Annotated in this window: 18 protein-coding genes; 13 read left to right on the top strand and 5 right to left on the bottom strand. The window is 65.5% G+C overall.

The window, feature by feature from the left end:
• Positions 1–26 precede the first annotated feature (26 nt).
• From MU516_RS09365 to ftsH, 13 genes are all read left to right on the top strand, one after another.
• Positions 27–731 carry a CoA transferase subunit A gene (locus MU516_RS09365; protein WP_260276961.1) on the top strand — a complete coding sequence of 235 codons (705 nt, stop codon included), beginning with the start codon at positions 27–29 and terminating at the stop codon, positions 729–731.
• Between the two features lies 1 nt (position 732).
• Positions 733–1374 (top strand): CoA transferase subunit B, encoded by a 642-nt coding sequence (locus tag MU516_RS09370; RefSeq protein WP_209055577.1) that lies wholly within the window; start codon positions 733–735, stop codon positions 1372–1374.
• Between the two features lie 111 nt (positions 1375–1485).
• A complete protein-coding gene (locus tag MU516_RS09375) occupies positions 1486–2061 on the top strand; it encodes a hypothetical protein (protein WP_311319101.1) in 576 nt (191 codons plus the stop codon).
• Positions 2062–2220: 159 nt separating this feature from the next.
• A complete protein-coding gene (ybgC, locus tag MU516_RS09380; protein ID WP_260277025.1) occupies positions 2221–2622 on the top strand; it encodes a tol-pal system-associated acyl-CoA thioesterase in 402 nt (133 codons plus the stop codon).
• On the top strand, positions 2619–3350 hold the full coding sequence (locus tag MU516_RS09385; protein WP_260276963.1) for a sulfotransferase-like domain-containing protein: 732 nt from the start codon (positions 2619–2621) through the stop codon (positions 3348–3350). The genes ybgC and MU516_RS09385 overlap by 4 nt, the downstream gene beginning before the upstream one ends.
• A gap of 113 nt (positions 3351–3463) precedes the next feature.
• Positions 3464–4159 carry a protein TolQ gene (gene tolQ, locus MU516_RS09390; protein ID WP_209055581.1) on the top strand — a complete coding sequence of 232 codons (696 nt, stop codon included), beginning with the start codon at positions 3464–3466 and terminating at the stop codon, positions 4157–4159.
• A 4-nt stretch (positions 4160–4163) separates the two neighbouring features.
• Entirely contained in the window at positions 4164–4616 is a 453-nt protein-coding gene (locus MU516_RS09395; RefSeq protein ID WP_260276964.1) for an ExbD/TolR family protein, read from the top strand.
• 3 nt (positions 4617–4619) lie between these two features.
• Positions 4620–6416 (top strand): protein TolA, encoded by a 1797-nt coding sequence (locus MU516_RS09400; protein WP_260276965.1) that lies wholly within the window; start codon positions 4620–4622, stop codon positions 6414–6416.
• A gap of 60 nt (positions 6417–6476) precedes the next feature.
• Positions 6477–7796, top strand: a complete 1320-nt coding sequence (tolB, locus tag MU516_RS09405) for a Tol-Pal system beta propeller repeat protein TolB (RefSeq protein WP_260276966.1) — start codon at positions 6477–6479, stop codon at positions 7794–7796.
• Between the two features lie 40 nt (positions 7797–7836).
• Positions 7837–8370 carry a peptidoglycan-associated lipoprotein Pal gene (pal, locus tag MU516_RS09410; protein WP_260276967.1) on the top strand — a complete coding sequence of 178 codons (534 nt, stop codon included), beginning with the start codon at positions 7837–7839 and terminating at the stop codon, positions 8368–8370.
• Positions 8367–9311, top strand: a complete 945-nt coding sequence (locus tag MU516_RS09415; protein WP_260276968.1) for a tetratricopeptide repeat protein — start codon at positions 8367–8369, stop codon at positions 9309–9311. Before pal ends, MU516_RS09415 begins: the two co-directional genes overlap by 4 nt.
• A gap of 10 nt (positions 9312–9321) precedes the next feature.
• Positions 9322–10557, top strand: coding sequence for a tRNA lysidine(34) synthetase TilS (gene tilS / locus MU516_RS09420; RefSeq protein ID WP_260276969.1), 1236 nt, complete (start codon positions 9322–9324; stop codon positions 10555–10557).
• Between the two features lie 57 nt (positions 10558–10614).
• Positions 10615–12507 carry an ATP-dependent zinc metalloprotease FtsH gene (ftsH, locus tag MU516_RS09425; RefSeq protein ID WP_260276970.1) on the top strand — a complete coding sequence of 631 codons (1893 nt, stop codon included), beginning with the start codon at positions 10615–10617 and terminating at the stop codon, positions 12505–12507.
• 114 nt (positions 12508–12621) lie between these two features.
• On the opposite strand, the gene MU516_RS09430 is transcribed toward ftsH, so the two are convergent.
• The 5 genes from MU516_RS09430 to pheT form a co-directional block, all read right to left on the bottom strand.
• Positions 12622–13383: an ATP-binding cassette domain-containing protein gene (locus MU516_RS09430; protein WP_260276971.1), complete on the bottom strand. Its 762-nt coding sequence runs from the start codon at positions 13381–13383 to the stop codon at positions 12622–12624.
• Positions 13380–14324, bottom strand: coding sequence for an iron chelate uptake ABC transporter family permease subunit (locus MU516_RS09435; RefSeq protein WP_260277026.1), 945 nt, complete (start codon positions 14322–14324; stop codon positions 13380–13382). The genes MU516_RS09430 and MU516_RS09435 overlap by 4 nt, the downstream gene beginning before the upstream one ends.
• Positions 14321–15277, bottom strand: coding sequence for an iron chelate uptake ABC transporter family permease subunit (locus tag MU516_RS09440; RefSeq protein ID WP_260276972.1), 957 nt, complete (start codon positions 15275–15277; stop codon positions 14321–14323). Before MU516_RS09440 ends, MU516_RS09435 begins: the two co-directional genes overlap by 4 nt.
• Position 15278: 1 nt before the next feature.
• Positions 15279–16178 (bottom strand): siderophore ABC transporter substrate-binding protein, encoded by a 900-nt coding sequence (locus MU516_RS09445; protein WP_260276973.1) that lies wholly within the window; start codon positions 16176–16178, stop codon positions 15279–15281.
• Between the two features lie 141 nt (positions 16179–16319).
• Positions 16320–18707, bottom strand: coding sequence for a phenylalanine--tRNA ligase subunit beta (gene pheT, locus MU516_RS09450; protein ID WP_260276974.1), 2388 nt, complete (start codon positions 18705–18707; stop codon positions 16320–16322).
• Positions 18708–18896: the final 189 nt, after the last annotated feature.

Below are 18896 nucleotides of genomic sequence, written 5' to 3' on the forward strand. Positions count from 1 at the left end.
AACCTGTATCCATGAGGGGAGGACCGATGAAAAAGGTCTATGCCAATGCAACCGAGGCCCTGGACGGTCTCTTGCATGACGGGATGTTCATCTCGGCCGGGGGGTTCGGCCTTTGCGGCATCCCCGAATTGCTGATCGACGCGATCGTGGACAGCGGCGTCAAGGAACTGACCATCGCCAGCAACAATTGCGGGATCGACGGCTTCGGCCTGGGCAAGCTGCTGGATACCAAGCAGATCAAGAAGATGCTCAGCTCTTATGTCGGCGAGAATGCCGAATTCATGCGCCAGTATCTGTCGGGCGAGCTTGAGCTGGAGTTCAATCCCCAAGGCACGCTGGCCGAACGGATGCGCGCCGGCGGCAGCGGCATTCCGGGCTTCTACACCAAGACCGGCGTGGGCACCCGGATCGCCGAGGGCAAGGAAGTGAAGATCTTCGACGGCGAGGAATACATCCTGGAACGCGGCATTGTCGCGGATCTGTCGATCGTGAAGGCGTGGAAGGCCGACGACACCGGCAATCTTGTGTTCCGCAAGACCGCCCGCAACTTCAACCCGCCCGCCGCCATGTCGGGCAAGATCTGCGTCGCCGAGGTCGAGGAGATCGTGCCGCGCGGTTCCCTGGACCCCGACCACATCCACCTGCCCGGCATCTATGTGCATCGCCTGATTCAGGGCCAGCACGAGAAGCGGATCGAGAAGATCACCACCCGCAAGCGTGAGGAGGTCTGACATGGCCAGTGAACTGAAAGGCTGGGATCGTGACCAGATGGCCGCCCGCGCGGCCGAGGAACTGGAAGACGGCATGTATGTGAACCTGGGCATCGGCATTCCGACCCTGGTGGCCAACTATGTCGGCGACAAGGACATCACGCTGCAGTCGGAAAACGGCATGCTGGGGATGGGGCCCTTCCCGTTCGAGGGCGAGGAAGATCCCGACCTGATCAATGCCGGCAAGCAGACCATCACGGAACTCAGCCGCACCTCGTATTTCGACAGTGCGACAAGCTTCGGCATGATCCGCGGCGGCAAGATCGCGGCCGCCGTGCTGGGCGCGATGGAAGTGGCCGAGAACGGCGACCTGGCCAACTGGATGATCCCCGGCAAGCTGGTCAAGGGAATGGGCGGCGCGATGGATCTGGTCGCCGGCGTCAAGCGGGTGATCGTCGTGATGGATCACACCAACAAGGCCGGCGACTCCAAGCTGTTGAAGGAATGCACGCTGCCGCTGACCGGCAAGGGTGTCGTGAACCGGATCATCACCAATCTGGGTGTGCTGGACGTGGTCGAGGGCGGGTTGAAGATCGTCGAGACAGCCGACGGCGTGACGGAAGACGATATCCGCGCCGCGACCGAGGCGACGATCGTCGCCTGAGATCGCATCGCCGTGCGACACCGATGGCGGGGGGCGTTGCCCCCCGTCGCCGATTCCGGCGCCCCCCTCCCCCCGAATACTTGCTCAAAGAAGAATCCGCCGAGGCCGATGATGACACCCGATCAGATCAGCGCGCTTTTCACGCGCGACGATGGCACGTTCTTCTGCGCAAGGTGGAACCGGCCGGTCGCGCCGGTGATCTTCGGACTGTCCGAGGAAACGCTGGACATCTTTCGCAGTGCGATCCGGGCGGGGTTTGCCCATGCGGGCCACCCGGTGACAGACACCGATCCGGAAATGGGCAGCAACCTGATGCTGTTCTTCATGCGCGACTGGACCGAGCTTGAAGGTATCCCGGACCTGGATCGCCTGACCGGGATGGCCGGTCTGCCATCACGTCTGATCGGATCCCCGGCAGATCAGTACAGGCTTTTTCGCTTTGACCCGGATGGCGGCATCCGTGCCTGCCTGATCTTCGTCCGGATGTCCGGCGCCTTGGCCGATTCGCACCCTGCCCGACTGGCCGAGGCGCTTGTGATGCGCAGCGCACTGACCTTCGCGCGCGACGTGACGCCGTCCTCCGAACTGGCGGCGCTCATCCGCGCGGCCTATGATCCCGTGCTGCCCGTCACCGCGAACGACCACAGCCACGCGTTGCGCCTTGCCGCGCGCATGGCCCCACGCTGAGACGAATCATGTCGCCCGCCGCGCGCGAAGCGCGCCTTCGGCCCAGCGGCAGCGGCCGGGATGGGCCACGCCCATCCCGGCCCCCTTGCAACAAGCCCGGCTGATGATCCTGGCGTCGGGCAATTGCGGGCGGCCTGATGCCGGCCTAGGATGGCCGACATGAGCCATTCCCTGAACCTGCGCGTCTATTATGAAGACACCGACCTGGCGGGGATCGTCTATTACGCCAATTACCTGAAGTTCATCGAGCGAGGACGCTCTGAGTGGCTGCGTGACCTGGGCGTCGATCAGGTCGACATGAAAGAAACCGAGGGACGTGTCTTCGCAGTGCGACGGATCGAGGCCGACTACCTGCGCCCCGCGCGGTTTGACGACGTGCTACAGGTCGTCACCAGCCTGCATCAGCTGACCGCCGCGCGAGTGGTGGTGGATCAGGCGGTGCGCTGCGACGGTGACACGCTTTTCACTGCGCGCGTGACGATCGCCTGCCTGGACAGGACCGGTCGCCCCGTCCGGTTGCCGCCGGCGGTTGGGTCACGGCTGCGACAGGTCCAAACATGAACGGTCCGCGCCGCATCGCCATGTGGTCCGGTCCGCGCAACCTGTCGACGGCGATGATGCGCAGCTTCGGCTCACGCGGCGACTGCGCCTGCGTGGACGAGCCCTTTTACGCCCATTATCTGCTGAAGACCGGCCTGCCCCACCCGATGCGCGACCAGGTGATCGCCAGCCAGCCCGCCGATTGGCGGGACGTCCTGCCCGCACTAACGACCGAGCCGGCGAAGGCAGACGTCCAGTACCAGAAGCACATGGTTCAGCATATGCTGCCTGGCATGGATCTGGACTGGACCGATCAGGTCACGAACGTCTTCCTGATCCGCGAACCCGAACGGGTCGCGGCGTCTTTCGCGGCCAAGCGCGGACTGCCCGACGCAGCAGAGCTTGGCTTTTCGCGGCAATGGCAGATGTATCGCCAAATGGCAAAGCGCGGCCCCGCACCTGTCGTGATCGACAGTGCCGATATCCGCGGCGACCCGGCCCGTGCGCTGCGGGCGCTGTGCAACGCCATCGACATCGCATGGACCGACCGGATGCTGACATGGCCCGCCGGGTCCAGGCCCGAGGATGGCGTCTGGGGCAAGGTCTGGTACGATGCCGTCAACGCCTCGACCGGGTTTGCAGGGGCCGAGGGGCCGTTGCCGCGGCTTGAAGGTGAACTTGCCAGCCTGGCTGCGGCGCTGCGTCCCGACTATGAGGCGATCGCTGCCCACAGGCTGCGTCTTGACTGATCGCCCGCGGGCGGCGAATTGACGGCATTGTGTTGCAGCAGGGGGTGAAACCGCTGCTAGAGAAGGGCTAGAAGGCCCGGCAAAACGGCGCTCGTGAAGATGAGGCAGTGACGATGGAACCCATTCAGGCCGCGCAGGCCCTCGATTTTTCGCTGGTGGCGCTGTTCGCGCGCGCCTCTCTGACGGTCAAGATCGTGATGATCCTGCTGATCGTCGCCTCTTTCTGGAGCTGGGCGATCATCATCCAGAAATTCCTGGCCTTCGCGGCATCGCGACGCGAGGCCGCCCGCTTCGACCGCGCCTTCTGGTCGGGCGAGCCGCTGGACGATCTGTATGATCGGCTTGGCGAACGCCCCAAGGGCGCCTCGGAACGTATCTTCGCGGCCGGCATGACGGAATGGCGGCGCAGCCACCGCGATGACGGCGCACTGATCCCCGGTGGCGTTCAGCGGATCGACCGGGCCATGAACGTTTCTATCCAGCGCGAGGAATCCCGCCTGTTCCGGGGACTGTCATTCCTGGCCACTGTAGGGTCCACGGCGCCCTTCATCGGGCTGTTCGGCACCGTCTGGGGTATCAAGACCGCGTTCGAAGGCATCGCGATGTCGCAGAACACCAGCCTTGCCGTCGTGGCCCCCGGCATTGCCGAGGCGCTGCTGGCAACCGCGCTTGGGCTTCTGGCGGCGATCCCCGCCGTGATCTTCTACAACAAGCTGTCGGGTGACGCCGAACGTGTGGTCGGCAACTGGGAAGCCTTCGCAGACGAATTCTCGACCCTGCTGTCGCGGCAGCTTGACGGCGAGGCCTGATCCGATGGCCGACGTCGTCAAACGGGTCAGCCGGAAGGGTCGCGGGCGGCGGCGCAACGCCCCCATGTCCGAGATCAACGTCACGCCTTTCGTGGATGTGATGCTGGTGCTGCTGGTGATCTTCATGGTGGCGGCCCCCCTCATGACCTCTGGCGTGCCCCTGAACCTGCCCAAGACCGCGGCAACAGCCGTGCCCTCGGAGCCCGAGGAGCCGCTGGTCATCTCGATCCCCGCAGAGGGCGCGATCACGCTGATGAACGAGCCGGTCGGTGATGACGAGGTCGTCGGCAGACTGCGCGCCGTGCTGGAGGAACGTCAGAGCGACAAGATCTTCCTGCGCGCCGACGGCACCATCCCCTACGCCCGCGTGGTCCAGGTCATGGGCGCGCTGAACGCCGCCGGATACACCAATATCGTACTGGTCACCGATACCGGCGGCCCGCGCATGGATGGCTGATCCATGGAGGAACGCGATGGCCGCATCGGATACTGGGTTTCGGGGATCGCGCATCTTGCGCTGATCCTTTGGGCGATTCTGGGCGGTGCGTTGTTCAGGCCGCAGCCCTCGATGCCGGTCCGAACCAGCGAGGTCGCCACCATGAGCGGCGCGGAGTTCGAGGAATACGCCGCCGCCTCTCGTGGGGCCGGGCCGGTCTCCAGCGAGGCGACGGCCGTCGCGACGATGCCTGAACCCGAAACCGAAGAGACGGCCGGCGAGGCACCCGCAGACGCCAGCGCACCCGATGCCGAAGATGCGGCGCAGGAACTTGCGCAACCGGACGACAGTTCTGACGCGCAGCCGGATCTGAGCGACTTCCAGGATCGCGACCCGATCGACGTGGCCAGCGACCTGCCCGAGCCGCCGCCCGCCCCCGAGCCACAGGAAACCACGCCCGACACGCCGGTCGCGACGGTCGCGCCCTCGGCGGCGCTTCCGCCTGCCCCGCCGTCGGCACCTGCACAAGACGAAGCCGTCGCTCCGGTTCCGCCCCGTTCGGCGTTGGCGCTGGACGACTCTCCCCGCCCGAATGAGCGGCCCGAGGACCTCGTCGAGGCGTATCAGGCACGCATCGCTGCGCAGCAGGAAGCCGCCCGGCAGGCAGCTGCCGCAGCTGCCGAAGCCGAGGCGCAGGCCGAAGCAGAACGGCAGGCGGCGCAGGAAGCCGCGCGTCAGGAGGCCGAAAGACAGGCCGCAGCCGAGCGTGAACGCCAACAAGCCGAAGCCGCCGCGCAGGCCGAAGCCCAAAGACAGGCGGAAGCCGAGGCAGAGCGTCAGGCCCAGGAAGCGGCGCGCGAGGAACGGCAACGCCAGGCCGCCGAGGCGCAGGCGGAGGAGGAACGCAGGGCCGAAGAAGCCCGCCGCGAGGAAGAGCGCCAAGCGGCCGAGGCGGCCGCGCGCGAAGCCGAAGAGCGCCGCGCCGAAGAGGAACGCCGGCAAGCCGAGGAAGCCGCGCGCGAAGAAGAGGAACGCCGTGCCGCCCAAGAGGCTGCAGAGGCTGAAGAAAGACGGCAGGCCGCCGAGCGCGCAGCGCAGGAGGCCGAGGAACGACGCGCCGCTGCGGAACGCGAGGCGGCAGAACGCGAGGCCGCCGACCGGCAGGCGCTGGAAGATGCGCTTCGCGAGGCCCAGGATGGCGATGCGGGCGCCGAGGGGCAGGACACGGCGTCGACCGGCGACACGGTCGGCGGCAACCGGCAGCGCATCGAAGGCGGCGACGGTGCGTCGGCGGCACAGGATCCGCTGGCGGCTGCGCTGTCGGGCGCGCTGTCGAGCAGCACATCGCAGGACAGCGGCGACACGCCGGACGCCGCGGCTCAGCCTCAGCCAGATCCGCTGCAACTGAACCCGGTGCCGATCACGCCGACGCCCCTGCCCGACCCGGATCAGCGGTCCGAGGCCGAGACCGGAACCGGGGGGGCTGCGCCGCTTGGCCAGCCCCTTTCGATTTCCGAGCGCGACGGTTTCAGAACCGCGATCCAGCAATGCTGGAACGTCGGCGCGTTGTCGCTGGAGGCCGCGCGGATGGATGTCTCGGTCGAGTTCAGGATGACACCGGATGGACGGCCCGACCCCGCCAGCCTGCGGATGGTCGATCAACGCGGCGGATCACAAACCGCTGCCCAGAACGCTTTCGAGGTCGCGCGGCGCGCGATCATCATGTGCGGGCGCAGCGGCTATGAGCTTCCGCCCGGGAAATACGGCCGCTGGCGCGAAGTGATCGTTGATTTTCGCCCCGACGGCATCGGATTCGAATGATGGCGCATAGGCACGATAGCCGGGTTTCGCGCCGCCGCCGATACGACTAGAGAGGACGACATGCTCCGGACCCTGACATTTGCCCTGGCCCTTGGCCTGACCACCGCCCCGTTCACCGCCCTGCCCGCCCTGGCGCAGGACGGCCCCTTGCGCATCGAGATCACCGATGGAGTGGTGGAACCGATGCCGATCGCGATCCCCGCGTTCTTCGGCGATGACGAAGTGGCCCGGAAGGTCCGCGATGTGGTCGCCTCGGATTTGACCGGGACCGGGCTTTTCCGCGAGATCCCCGCCGACGCGCAGATCGCAAGGCCCGACAGTTTTTCCGATGCGATCGCCTACGAGGACTGGCGCGCGATCAACGCGCAGGCGCTGGTGACCGCCGAAGTGACCCAGTCCGGCGAGGATATCAGCGTCAAGTTCCGGCTGTTCGACGTGTTCGCGGGCCAGCCGCAGGGTGACGGAATGCAGTTCGACGCCCGCGCCGGTGACTGGCGTCGTGCCGCCCACAAGATCGCCGATCAGATCTATTCGCGCCTGACCGGCGAGGCACCGTATTTCGACAGCCGCGTGGCCTTTGTGCAGGAGACCGGGCCCAAGAACGCCCGGATCAAACGGATCGGCGTGATGGACTACGACGGCGCCAACACGCTGTGGATGACTGACAGCTCGTCTCTGGTCCTGGCTCCTCAATTCTCGCCCGACGGCAGGTCCTTGCTGTATGTCAGCTATGACAGCGGCTTTCCCCAGATCCGGGTGATGGACGTGGCCAGTGTGTCCTCGCGGCCACTGACCCAAAGCGGCGACAGCATGGCCTTTGCGCCGCGTTATTCCCCGGATGGGCGCTGGGTGGTGTATTCGCTGGAAAACGGGGGAAACACCGACATCTACCTGATGGACGCCGCGACCGGGGCGCAACGCGCCCTGACCGACGCGCCCTCGATCGAGACATCGCCCAGCTTCAGCCCTGACGGCAAGCGGATCGTGTTCGAATCCGACCGTTCCGGCACGCCGCAACTGTATATCGTCGGCCTTGAGGGTGGCGAACCCACGCGGATCAGCTTTGGCGATGGGCGCTATGGCTCGCCCGCGTGGTCGCCCAAGGGCGACATGATCGCCTATACCCATCAGGTCGGCGAGAAGTTCCATATCGGCGTCATGCGGACCGATGGCTCGGACGAGAAAAACCTGACGGAATCTTTCCTTGACGAGGGTCCGACCTGGGCGCCCAATGGTCGCGTCGTGATGTTTACGCGCGTGACGCCGGGCGGCAACGGTCAGCCCCGGTTGCATTCGGTGGACATCACCGGCCGGAACATGCGGCCGCTTGATCTTGACTTTGCTGCCTCGGACCCGTCTTGGGGTCCGCTGATGCCGTGAACAAGCCGACCGACGCGAGAATCGCCCGAAGGATGACCTGATGACCCCCTGGATGAAGCCCGCCTCTGCCGCCTGCCTGCTGATCCTTGCCGCCTGCGCGCAACCCGCGCCGCCGGCGCAGCAGGTCTACGATCCCTACGCCAATTCCGGTTCCGGCGCCCTGTATCAGGGCGACCTGGCCGGGGGCACGCTGGGTGCCGAGGCATCGGCGCAGTATTTCGGCCAGCAGGTCGGTGATACCGTCCTGTTCCCCTCGGGTCAGACCGCGTTGACGCCGGATGCGCGCGCCGTGCTGACGCGACAGGCCGAATGGCTGAACAAGCACGGCAACTTCTCGGCGGTCCTCCAAGGCCATGCCGAAGAGACCGGCACACGCGAATACAACCTTGCGCTGGGTGCCCGCCGCGCCAGTGCCGTGCAGGAATACCTGATCGCCCAAGGGGTCGGGTCAGACCGGATCCGCACCCTCAGCTTCGGCAAGGAACGTCCGGCCGAGACCTGTTCGGACGAGGCGTGCTATGCCAAGAATCGCCGGGTCGTGACGGTTGTCAGCGAAACCGGGGCCGGATCGTGATTCGCGGACTGGCCGCACTGTTGATCCTGGTGCCGCTGGCCCTGCCGGTCGCGGCACAGGAACCGACGCTGGCCGATCTGCGCGGCCAGTTGTCGTCACTGCGCAGCGATCTTCAATCCCTCCGCGCCGAACTTGTGGCCTCGGGTGCGTCCGGTTTTCAGGCCGCTGGCGGCGAGACCGCCATCGACCGCATGAATTGGATGGAACAGCAGATCGCCCGACTGACCGGCCAGACCGAACAGCTGCAGAACCGAATCAACCGGATCGTCGAAGACGGCACACGCCGGATCGGCGATATCGAATTCCGGCTGTGCGAGATGGACGAAACCTGCGACCTGGGCGCGCTGACCACGCCAGAACTGGGCGGTCTGGCCTCGGGCGGGGCGTCGGCAATCCAGGTGGCACCGTCGCAGCCAGCAGATGTCATGCCGGACGGCACGGAAAAGGCGACGACCGCGGCGGAACAGGCCGATTTCGACATGGCCAACGAGGCGCTGAAAAGCGGTGATTTTCAGCGCGCGGCGCAGCTGTTCGGCGAGGTCGCGGACAAGCACGCCGGCGGCCCCCTGACGGCAGAAGCACTGTTCTTGCGCGGCGCAGCCCTGGACAGCGGCGGCGAACCCAAGGCCGCCGCGGCCGCATGGCTGGAAGGATTTGCAGCGTCGCCCGACGGGCCACGCGCGGCGCAAAGCCTTTTGGGTATCGCGCGGGTGATTGCCGCTGACGGCGACCCGATGGCCGCCTGCCTGTATCTGGCCGAGATCCCGGCGCGTTTTCCCGGCAGCGAACACGCGGCCGAGGCGGAACGCAGGATGACGGTACTGAACTGCGGCAATCTGGATCTTGGCCTGTCGGGCGCAGATCCCACCCTGCCGGACGGCGCCGTCGATTTCGGGGATCTGGACCCCGAGGCTGCAGCCGATCTGGCCGAGTACGAGTGATCCCTGCATCATGACGACGCGCGCCGCCGATCCATCCGCGCGCATCCGCGACGCGCTGGACCGGCTGGCCGGCGACATGCCGGCGCTGGGTGTGGCGGTCTCGGGCGGCGGCGATTCGATCGCGTTGATGCATATCGTCGCAGACTGGGCGTGCGGACGCCGGGTGATGATCGCCACCGTTGATCACGGCCTGCGCGAAGCCAGCGCGGCTGAGGCGCATCAGGTGCACCGCGCGGCGCTGGCCTTGGGTCTGCAGCACGCCACCCTTCTGTGGCAGCGCGACACGACCACAGGCAACCTGATGGCCAGCGCCCGCGACGCACGGCTTCGGCTGCTGTCGGGTTGGGCGCAACGCAACGACCTTCCTGCTGTCGTTCTGGGCCACACGCGCGACGATCAGGCCGAAACGCTGATGATGCGGCTGGAACGCGGATCTGGCATCGACGGGCTGGCGGGAATGGCGGACTGGCGCGACGCCTTCGGGATGCGCTGGCTGCGTCCAATGCTGGATGTGGGCCGGGAGGAATTGCGTGACTGGCTGCGCAGACGCGGGATCGGCTGGATCGACGATCCAAGCAACGACAATGACGATTTCGACCGCATCCGAATCCGCAAGGCGATCGCGTCGATCGATCTTGATACAGTTGCGCTGGCGCGGGCGGCCCAACATATCGGTGCGGCGCGTGATGCGTTGGCCCATTACGCCGCCGAAGCCGCATCAGAGGCCGTGATCGAAAACGGTCGAATCCTCTTGCCCCGACGACCGCTTCGCGACGCCCCGACGGAAATTCGCCGCCGACTGCTGGTCGCGGCCTGCCGCTGGATCACCGGCGCCGACTATCCCCCGCGCCGCGCCACCCTGCTGCATGCCTTGCAGGCGCTGGCATCCGGCAGCCGGGTCACACTCGACGGCGCGCTGATCGAACCGGCGGGCGACCGGATCCGGATCGGGCGCGAGCCCGCAGCGGCGATCCGCGCCGGCGACGGTTTCGGCCCCGTCTGGGACAATCGCTGGAGGATCGACGGTATGATCCCGGGTCAGACGGTTTCCGCGCTGGGATTCCCGCCCCTGCGCGAGATCGCCTGGCGTGGGCGCGGCCTGTCCCGTGACGACGCCGCCGCAAGCCCCGCGATCCGTCAAGACGGCCGGCTGATCGCCGCGCCGCTGCTGCGGCCCGCCGCAAATATCCGGATCCGACCGGTCCGCGACGCGGCGGATTTTCGCAGTCTGCTGATGGCGCATTGAACCTGCGGCGATAATCCCTATTTTCATCCCAAACCGATTTCCGCCGGAGGACCCATTTTGGGCAACGCACGCAACCTGGCCTTCTGGGTCGTCCTGTTCCTGATGATTCTGGCGCTGTTCAACCTGTTCAGCGACGGAACCGCGACGATGAACAGCCGCCAGATCAGCTATTCCGACTTCATCGAGCGCGTGGACAACGATCAGATCACGGCGGTGACCATCGATGGCGAGGATCTTCAGATCACCGGCAGTGACGGTCAGCAATATGTCTCTGTCCGGCCGCAGGGCGAGGAAATCGCCGACAAGCTGATCGCCAAGAATGTCGAGGTGAAGGTCGTCAAGCAGCAGCAATCGGGCTTCATGTCCCTGCTGGGTGTCTGGCTGCCCTTCATCCTGCTGATCGGCGTCTGGATCTTCTTCATGAACCGCATGCAGGGCGGTGGGAAAGGCGGCGCGATGGGCTTTGGCAAGTCGCGCGCCAAGCTGCTGACCGAAAAGCACGGTCGCGTCACCTTTGACGACGTGGCGGGCATCGACGAGGCCAAGGAGGAACTTGAAGAAATCGTCGAATTCCTGCGCAACCCGCAGAAATTCAGCCGCCTGGGCGGCAAGATCCCGAAAGGCGCGTTGCTGGTCGGTCCTCCGGGCACGGGTAAAACCCTGCTGGCCCGCGCCATTGCTGGCGAGGCGGGCGTCCCCTTCTTCACGATTTCGGGCTCGGACTTCGTCGAGATGTTCGTCGGCGTCGGTGCCTCGCGCGTCCGCGACATGTTTGAACAAGCCAAGAAAAGCGCCCCCTGCATCGTCTTCATCGACGAGATCGACGCCGTGGGCCGGTCGCGCGGCGTCGGCATCGGCGGCGGCAATGACGAACGCGAACAGACGCTGAACCAGCTGCTGGTCGAGATGGACGGCTTCGAGGCGAATGAAGGCATCATCATCATCGCAGCAACCAACCGCAAGGATGTGCTGGATCCTGCCCTGCTGCGCCCCGGCCGATTTGACCGTCAGATCCATGTTCCCAATCCCGACATCAAGGGCCGCGAAAAGATCCTGTCGGTGCATTCCCGCAAGGTGCCGGTCGGCCCCGATGTCGATCTGCGCATCATCGCGCGCGGCACGCCGGGCTTTTCGGGTGCCGACCTGATGAACCTGGTGAACGAGGCAGCGCTGATGGCCGCCCGGATCGGCCGGCGTTTCGTCAGCATGGAGGATTTCGAGAACGCCAAGGACAAGGTGATGCTGGGCGTCGAACGCCGCAGCATGGTCCTGACCCCCGAGCAGAAGGAAAAGACCGCCTATCACGAAGCCGGTCACGCCATTGTCGGTCTGTCGATGCCCAAATGCGATCCGGTCTACAAGGCGACGATCATTCCGCGCGGCGGCGCGCTGGGGATGGTCGTATCGTTGCCCGAAATGGATCGGCTGAATTTCCACAAGGACGAGGCCAAGCAGAAGCTGGCGATGACCATGGCCGGCAAGGCCGCCGAAATCATCAAATATGGTGAGGAAGGCGTCAGCAACGGCCCTGCGGGCGACATCCAGCAGGCCAGCCAGCTGGCGCGGGCAATGGTCATGCGCTGGGGCATGTCCGACAAGGTCGGCAATATCGACTACGCCGAGGCGCATGAGGGCTATTCCGGCAATACCGGCGGCTTCTCGGTCTCGGCCGCGACGAAAGAACTGATCGAACAGGAAGTCCGCGACCTGATCGAGGAAGGCTATGTCGAGGCCCGGCGCGTCCTGCTGGAAAAGAACGAGGAATTCGAACGTCTGGCGCAGGGCCTTTTGGAGTTCGAGACGCTGACCGGCGAGGAAATCGGCAAGATCATCCGCGGCGAGGCGCTGGGGGGCGACGACGATACGCCCGGCAGCGGCATTCCCTCGGTGACGGCCATCCCCAAGGCGGGTAAACCGGCCGCGCCGGGTGGCGATCCCGCCCCTGCCTGACGGTATCCGGGCACCATCATGGACTGAAATGGACGCGGAGGCAGATCGACAGGTCGCCTCCGCGTTTCGCGTTTATGTCCACTGTTCCCGGCATGAACAAGGCATTGCCGCCTTTCAGACAGCAACAACCACCGGGTGGCCCCGGCATTCCTCGACGGCGAGGCTTGTGTCGAACAGATCGCTCAGATCCCGGCTGGTCATCACCTCGGCCCGTGGTCCGCTGCTGACAAGCAGGCCGTCGCGCAGGCTCAGAACCCAATCAGCGTATCTTGCTGCCATCCCCAGATCATGCAGCACGATGACCACGCCTCGCGCATCGGGGCCGGGCCGGGACAGCGACCACAGCCGGTCCATGATGTCGCGCGCATAGCGCGGATCCAGCGCGGAAAGCGGCTCATCCAGCAGCATCCACGGCGTCGCCTGGGCGTAGGCCATGGCGACATAGGCACGCTGACGCTGCCCGCCCGACAGGCTGTCGATGCTGCGCCCTGCCAGTTCCTGCAGGTCGAACTCGGTCAGTGCCGCTTGGACCAGATCCCTGTCATGCGGGTCGGGACGGCCGCGATGATGCGGCCAGCGACCAAAACCGACCAGATCGCTGACAGTCAGTCGCGGCACGATCATCGGGCTTTGCGTCAGCAGCGCGGCAAGATGCGCCCGATGCTGCGGTCGGGCGGCGGCGATATCGGTATCGCCAACCATCACCCGCCCCTGCGCGGGTGGCAGCAGCCCAGCCATGGCGTGAAGCAACGTCGATTTCCCGGCCCCGTTCGGCCCGATCAGGGCGGTTAGACCGGTGCGGGGAATTCGCGCCTGCAGCCCGCGCAGGACGCTGCGGCCATCGCGTTCGATGCACAAGTCTTCCAGATGGATCATGTCGGGCGCCTTTTCAGGACAAGTACAAGAAACAGAAGGCCGCCCGCGAACTCGACCGCGACGGACAACGTGGATTGCAGCCCCAGCAGTCGTTCATAGACGAACTGTCCCGCGACAAGGATCAGCGCGCCGATCAGGGCAGAGGCGGGAATCAGATAACGATGCTCGTGGCGGCGCATCACCGCACCGGCCAATGCCGCGGCCAAAAGGCCCAGAAACGTCACCGGACCGGCCAGCGCCGTCGCCACGGCCACCAGAACCGAGATCAGGCCAAGCGTCACCAGCACCAGCCTGTCGTGATCGACCCCCAGACCCAGCGCGCCGGTCCGTCCAAGCAAGGCGACATCCAGCGCCGGTGCCAGTCGCATCGACAGCGCCAGCACACCGACGAACAGAGGCGCGGCGATGGCCAGCTTCGTCGGCTCGACCGCGCCGAATGTGGCAAAGCTGGCCTGCTGCAGGATCGCGAATTCGGACGGATCAAGGATGCGCTGCATGAAGCCTGCAAGACCGCGCATCAATACGCCAAGGATGACCCCGGTCAGGATCAGTCGCATCATGTCGTCGGCCCCACGGCGCAGGACCCAGCCGAACAATGCCATTGAGGCGGCGACCAGGCAGAACGCCTCGATCAGAAATTTCGGCACCGCTGCCAAGCCGGCATAACCCGTTCCCCCCAGCGTCAGAACAAGTGTCGTCTGCAACAGGATGAACAGCGAATCGAACCCGACGATTCCCGGTGTCAGCAGCCGGTTTGCGGCAACGGTCTGGAACATGACGGTCGCCGCGCCGACCGACGCGCCGACCAGCGCAAGCGAAAGCAGCTTGGTTCCGCGCAGCGACAGGATGAAACCGTATGGCGCACGCAGCCCCCACAGCAGGAACAGCGCCACCGCCGCCAGCAGCAGCAGGACAAGCAGGGCCAACCGCCAACGCATCATCGCGATCCGGCGGGTCGCGGCGCCGCGTGGATCAGCCACAGGAACAATCCGGCCCCGGCAACCGCGACGATCGTCGAGGCCGGGATTTCATAGGGCCAGCGGATCACCCGTCCCAGAATGTCCGCGGCCAGCAGCAGCCCGCCCCCTGCAAGCGCGATCAGCGGCAGATTCGCGCGCAGATTGTCGCCACGCCAGCGCGAGACGATATTGGGCACGACCAGCCCCACGAACGGCATCGATCCAACCGTCACCACCACCGCCGCGATGGTCGCAGCCACGATGCAAAGCGCCACCAACATCGTCTGTCGGGCGTTCAGGCCAAGGCTTGTCGCGTGATCCTCGCCCATGCCCAGCAGCGTGATCCGGTCGGCAAAGATATACAGCACCCCGGCAAGCCCCGCGATCAGCCAGAGAAGCTCGTATCGCCCGCGCAGCACACCCGAAAATTCGCCGGTCTGCCAGACACCCAGATATTGCATCAGATCCGCGTTCCAAGCGAACCAGGTCGCAGTCGACCCCAGGATGCCGCCCATCCCGAACACGCCGCCATAAATCAGACCGACCAGTGGCAACAGCATCGGATCCTGCCGGGGCACGTGCCGGGCCAGCAGCAGGAACACCGCCATTCCCGCCATCGCGGCAACCGAGGCTGCAGCCATCTTGGCCATGATCGACGCGCCCGGCAGGATCAGCGTGATCGCCAACAGGCCCAGCATCGCCGCTTCGGGCGTGCCGGTCAGACCGGGTTCGACCAGACGGTTCTGCACGGCAAGCTGGACCACTGCCCCGCTCAGCGCCAGCCCCGCCCCGGCCAGCAAGGCCGCGGCGGTGCGCGGCACCCTGCTGACCGCGACGACCAGCCCGGTATCCGCATCGCCGCCCAGATCAGCCGCGCCGATGCCAAGGCTGAGCCCGATCAACAACATCAAGCCCATGAAGATGGCCAAACGCATCTCAACTGTCCGCGGTGGCCGAAAACACCTCGATCATCTGGTCCAGTGTCATCATGGTCGCCTGATAGCCGCCGCCGGACAGATACATCGCGGCACTGTCCAGATAGACGATCTGACCCTTCTGCGCGGCAGTGGTGCCCGCGATAAGTGGATTGTCCAGCGTCGCCGCCGCAGCCTCGCCGCTTTGGCCGATCGCCGCGCCTCGGTCGATCACCAGCAGCCAGTCGGGATCGACATCCGCGACAAACTCGAACGAGACGGCCTCGCCGTGATTGGCCGCGGTCATGCCAGGACGAGCTTCGGGCAGACCCAGCCGCTGATGCAGCCAGCCAAAGCGGGAATGGCCACCATAGGCCGAAATCTTGCCGCCATTCGTCATCAGGATCAGGGCATCGCCCTTTCCGGCAACAGCGTTTGTGGCCGCCTCTAACCGCTGCTCAAGCTGCTTCTGCAGCGCCTTGGCACGTTCCTGTCTGCCAAATATCGCGCCATATGCAGCCAGCCGAGACTCCGCCTCGGCCACCAGATCCTCGCCCGGGATCGTCATGTCCAGCGTCGGCGCGATGGCTGACAACGCCTTGACCTGCCCCTGCGAACGGCCACCGGCCACGATCAGTTGCGGGGCCATCGCCGCGATGGATTCGAAATCTGGTTCGAACAAACTTCCCACCGTCGGGGCCGTCATCGCCTGCGCCAGATAGGCGGGCGGCTTGATGTTGGGAACGCCGTCAACCGTCACGTCCAGCGCGGCCAGTGTGTCGATCGCGGCCAGATCCAGAACGACGACAGGCTTGGGCTGCACCGGGGCGCTGACCTCACCGGCCGCGCTCGGGATCGTGACCTGTTCCGCCACGACGGAAAACGGCATCGCCAGCGCAAGCATACAGGCTATCGCCTTCATCCTTCGTCTCCTTGCTGAGTCGGATCCGCACGGATGAGGCCGCCGGAATGCCGACTAAAAAACTCGGAAACAAGCAGAATGCAAGGCCTGTCGTCACGATACCGGCCCCACGCAGGGCCGGTATCCTGATCCACATGCCGATCAGGTTCGCAGGACGCCGCCCGTGGCCTTCTGAACCTTGTCGATGATCTTCTGGCTGATCGCGTCGATCTCGGAATCGGTCAGGGTCTTGTCACGCGGCTGCAGTCGCGCGGTGATCGCGACGGATTTGCGACCGTCCTCAAGCCCGGTAAACTGGTCGAAAACAGTCACGCTTTGGATCAGCGCCTTGTCGGCCCCCTGGGCTGCATTGACCAGCGACAGCGCCTCGACGCCGGGATCGACGACGAAGGCGAAATCGCGCTCGACGGCCTGCAGTTCCGAGATTTCCAACGCCGGGCGCGAGGCTGTCTTGGCTTTCGGGAACGGAATATTCGCGATCCGGATGGTGAAGGCCACAGCAGGACCCTTCACGTCCATCTGGCGCAGTACCTTGGGATGGATCTCGCCAAAACTGGCCAGCAGGTTCGGACCCAGCGCGACATTGCCCGCGCGGCCCGGATGCCACCAACCATCCAGCTTGCGGTTGATCTGTGCCTTGGCCGGCGCGCCAAGCGTGGACAGCACGGATTCCGCGTCCGCCTTGGCGTCGTACAGATCCACCTTTCGACGGCTTCCGAACGGATCACGTGGCGCGTTCGATCCGACCAGCAGGCCGGTCAACTGCGTCGTCTGTTCGCCTGGCTCGCCGCCTGCGAAGACCGGACCGATCTCGAACAGCGCCAGATCGGTGAAGCCGCGCGCCTGGTTGCGCGCCGCCGCGGCCAGCAGGCCCGGCAGAAGATCGGGCCGCAGATGGGTCATCTCGCTGCTGATCGGGTTCTCGACTCGTACGGCATCGCCGCCCCCGCCGAACAGGGCCGCCCCAGCCTCGTCGATGAAGCTGTAGGTCACGCATTCGTTGTACCCCAGCGCGGCGGCCTGCCGGCGCGCCGCCTTCTCGCGGACCTGCAGGGGCGTCAGGATCGGCTTCGGCACCCCCGGTTGCGGACGGGGCAGCGGTTTGCCCTCCAGCTTGGTCAAGCTTGCGATGCGGGCGATTTCCTCGACCAGATCGGCCTCGCCCAGCACGTCGGGGCGCCAAGACGGGACATGCGCCATGTCGCCCTCTAGCCGGAAGCCAAGTGCCTGCAGCGTGGCACGCTGGGTCTCGGGGGAAATCTCCAGGCCGACCAGGCTGGTGGTTCTGGCCGGGTCCAGGCGGTAGGCCCGGTCCGTGACCGGAATCTCTCCGGCGGTCACGATCTCGGACGCCTCTCCGCCGCAAAGATCGATCACCATTTGCGTTGCAAGATCAAGTCCATGCAACGTGAAGTTAGGGTCAATTCCGCGTTCGAAACGATACCGCGCGTCAGAATTGATCTTCAGCGCGCGGCCCGTTGCAGCGGTGCTGATCGGGTCGAAATAGGCGGCCTCGATGAACACATCCGTGGTGTCATTCTCGGCACCGGACGCAGCCCCACCCATGATTCCGGCGATACTTTCGGGGCCAGTCTCGTCGCAGATCACGACGGCATGGGCAGGCAGATCATAGGTCTTTTCGTCCAGCGCCACGATGCGTTCGCCCTCGCGCGCAGGGCGCAGGGTCAGGTTACCCTTGACCTTGGCCGCGTCGAACACATGCAGCGGCCGGTTCAGATCGTAGGTGAAGAAATTGGTGATATCGACCAGCACGTTGATCGGCCGCAGCCCGATGGCCCGAAGCCGTTTTTGCAGCCATTCCGGGCTTGCGCCGTTGCTGACACCCCGCACCACTCGGCCACTGAAGAAAGGTGCCTTGTCAGCGACTTCCGGCTCGATCTTCACGTCGATCGGACATGGGAAGCCCGGCGTGACCTTGGCTTCGGGCACGGGCTTCAGCGTTCCAAGGCCGCGCGCGGCCAGATCACGCGCGATGCCATGGACGCCAAGCGCATCGGGCCGGTTGGGCGTGATCTTCACATAGATCATCGGGTCGATCTTCTCGGGCGCATTGCGGGCCAGCCAATCGACAAATCGCTGCCCGACCTCGCCCGAGGGCAGTTCGATGATGCCGTCATGTTCATCGGACAGTTCAAGTTCGCGTTCGGACGCCATCATGCCATGGCTTTCCACGCCGCGAATCTTGCCCACGCCAAGTGTCACGTCGATGCCGGGCACATAATCGCCGGGTTTGGCCAGAACGACCGTGATCCCTGCGCGCGCGTTCGGTGCGCCGCACACGATCTGCTTCTCTCCCTCGTCGGTCAGCACACGGCAGACCTGCAGCCGGTCGGCAGCGGGATGCTGGCTTGCGTCCAGCACTTTGGCCAGCGTGAAGGTCTTCAGCCTGGCGGCCGGATCGGCCACCTCTTCGACCTCGAGGCCCAGATCGGTCAGCGCCTCGGTGATCTCACCCAGGGTCGCGTTGGTGTCGAGATGCTCTTTGAGCCAGGAAAGCGTGAATTTCATGTCGCAACCGTTCGTTCGGGTCCGCGCCCGTCAACCTTTGCCCGGTTCCCTAGCGCATGGCGCGGCGGAATGGTAGGGCGCGCCGCGATTTGGCCCCAAGCATCCAAGCGGCATTCATCAGGAAACACCATCAGACCGCGCGGCTTGCGGATCGCCCTTTGCGCACTATCTAATGTGAAGGGGCGCAAC

The organism is Paracoccus maritimus (assembly GCF_025195095.1).
In the GTDB taxonomy this organism is placed as follows: Bacteria; Pseudomonadota; Alphaproteobacteria; order Rhodobacterales; family Rhodobacteraceae; genus Paracoccus; species Paracoccus maritimus.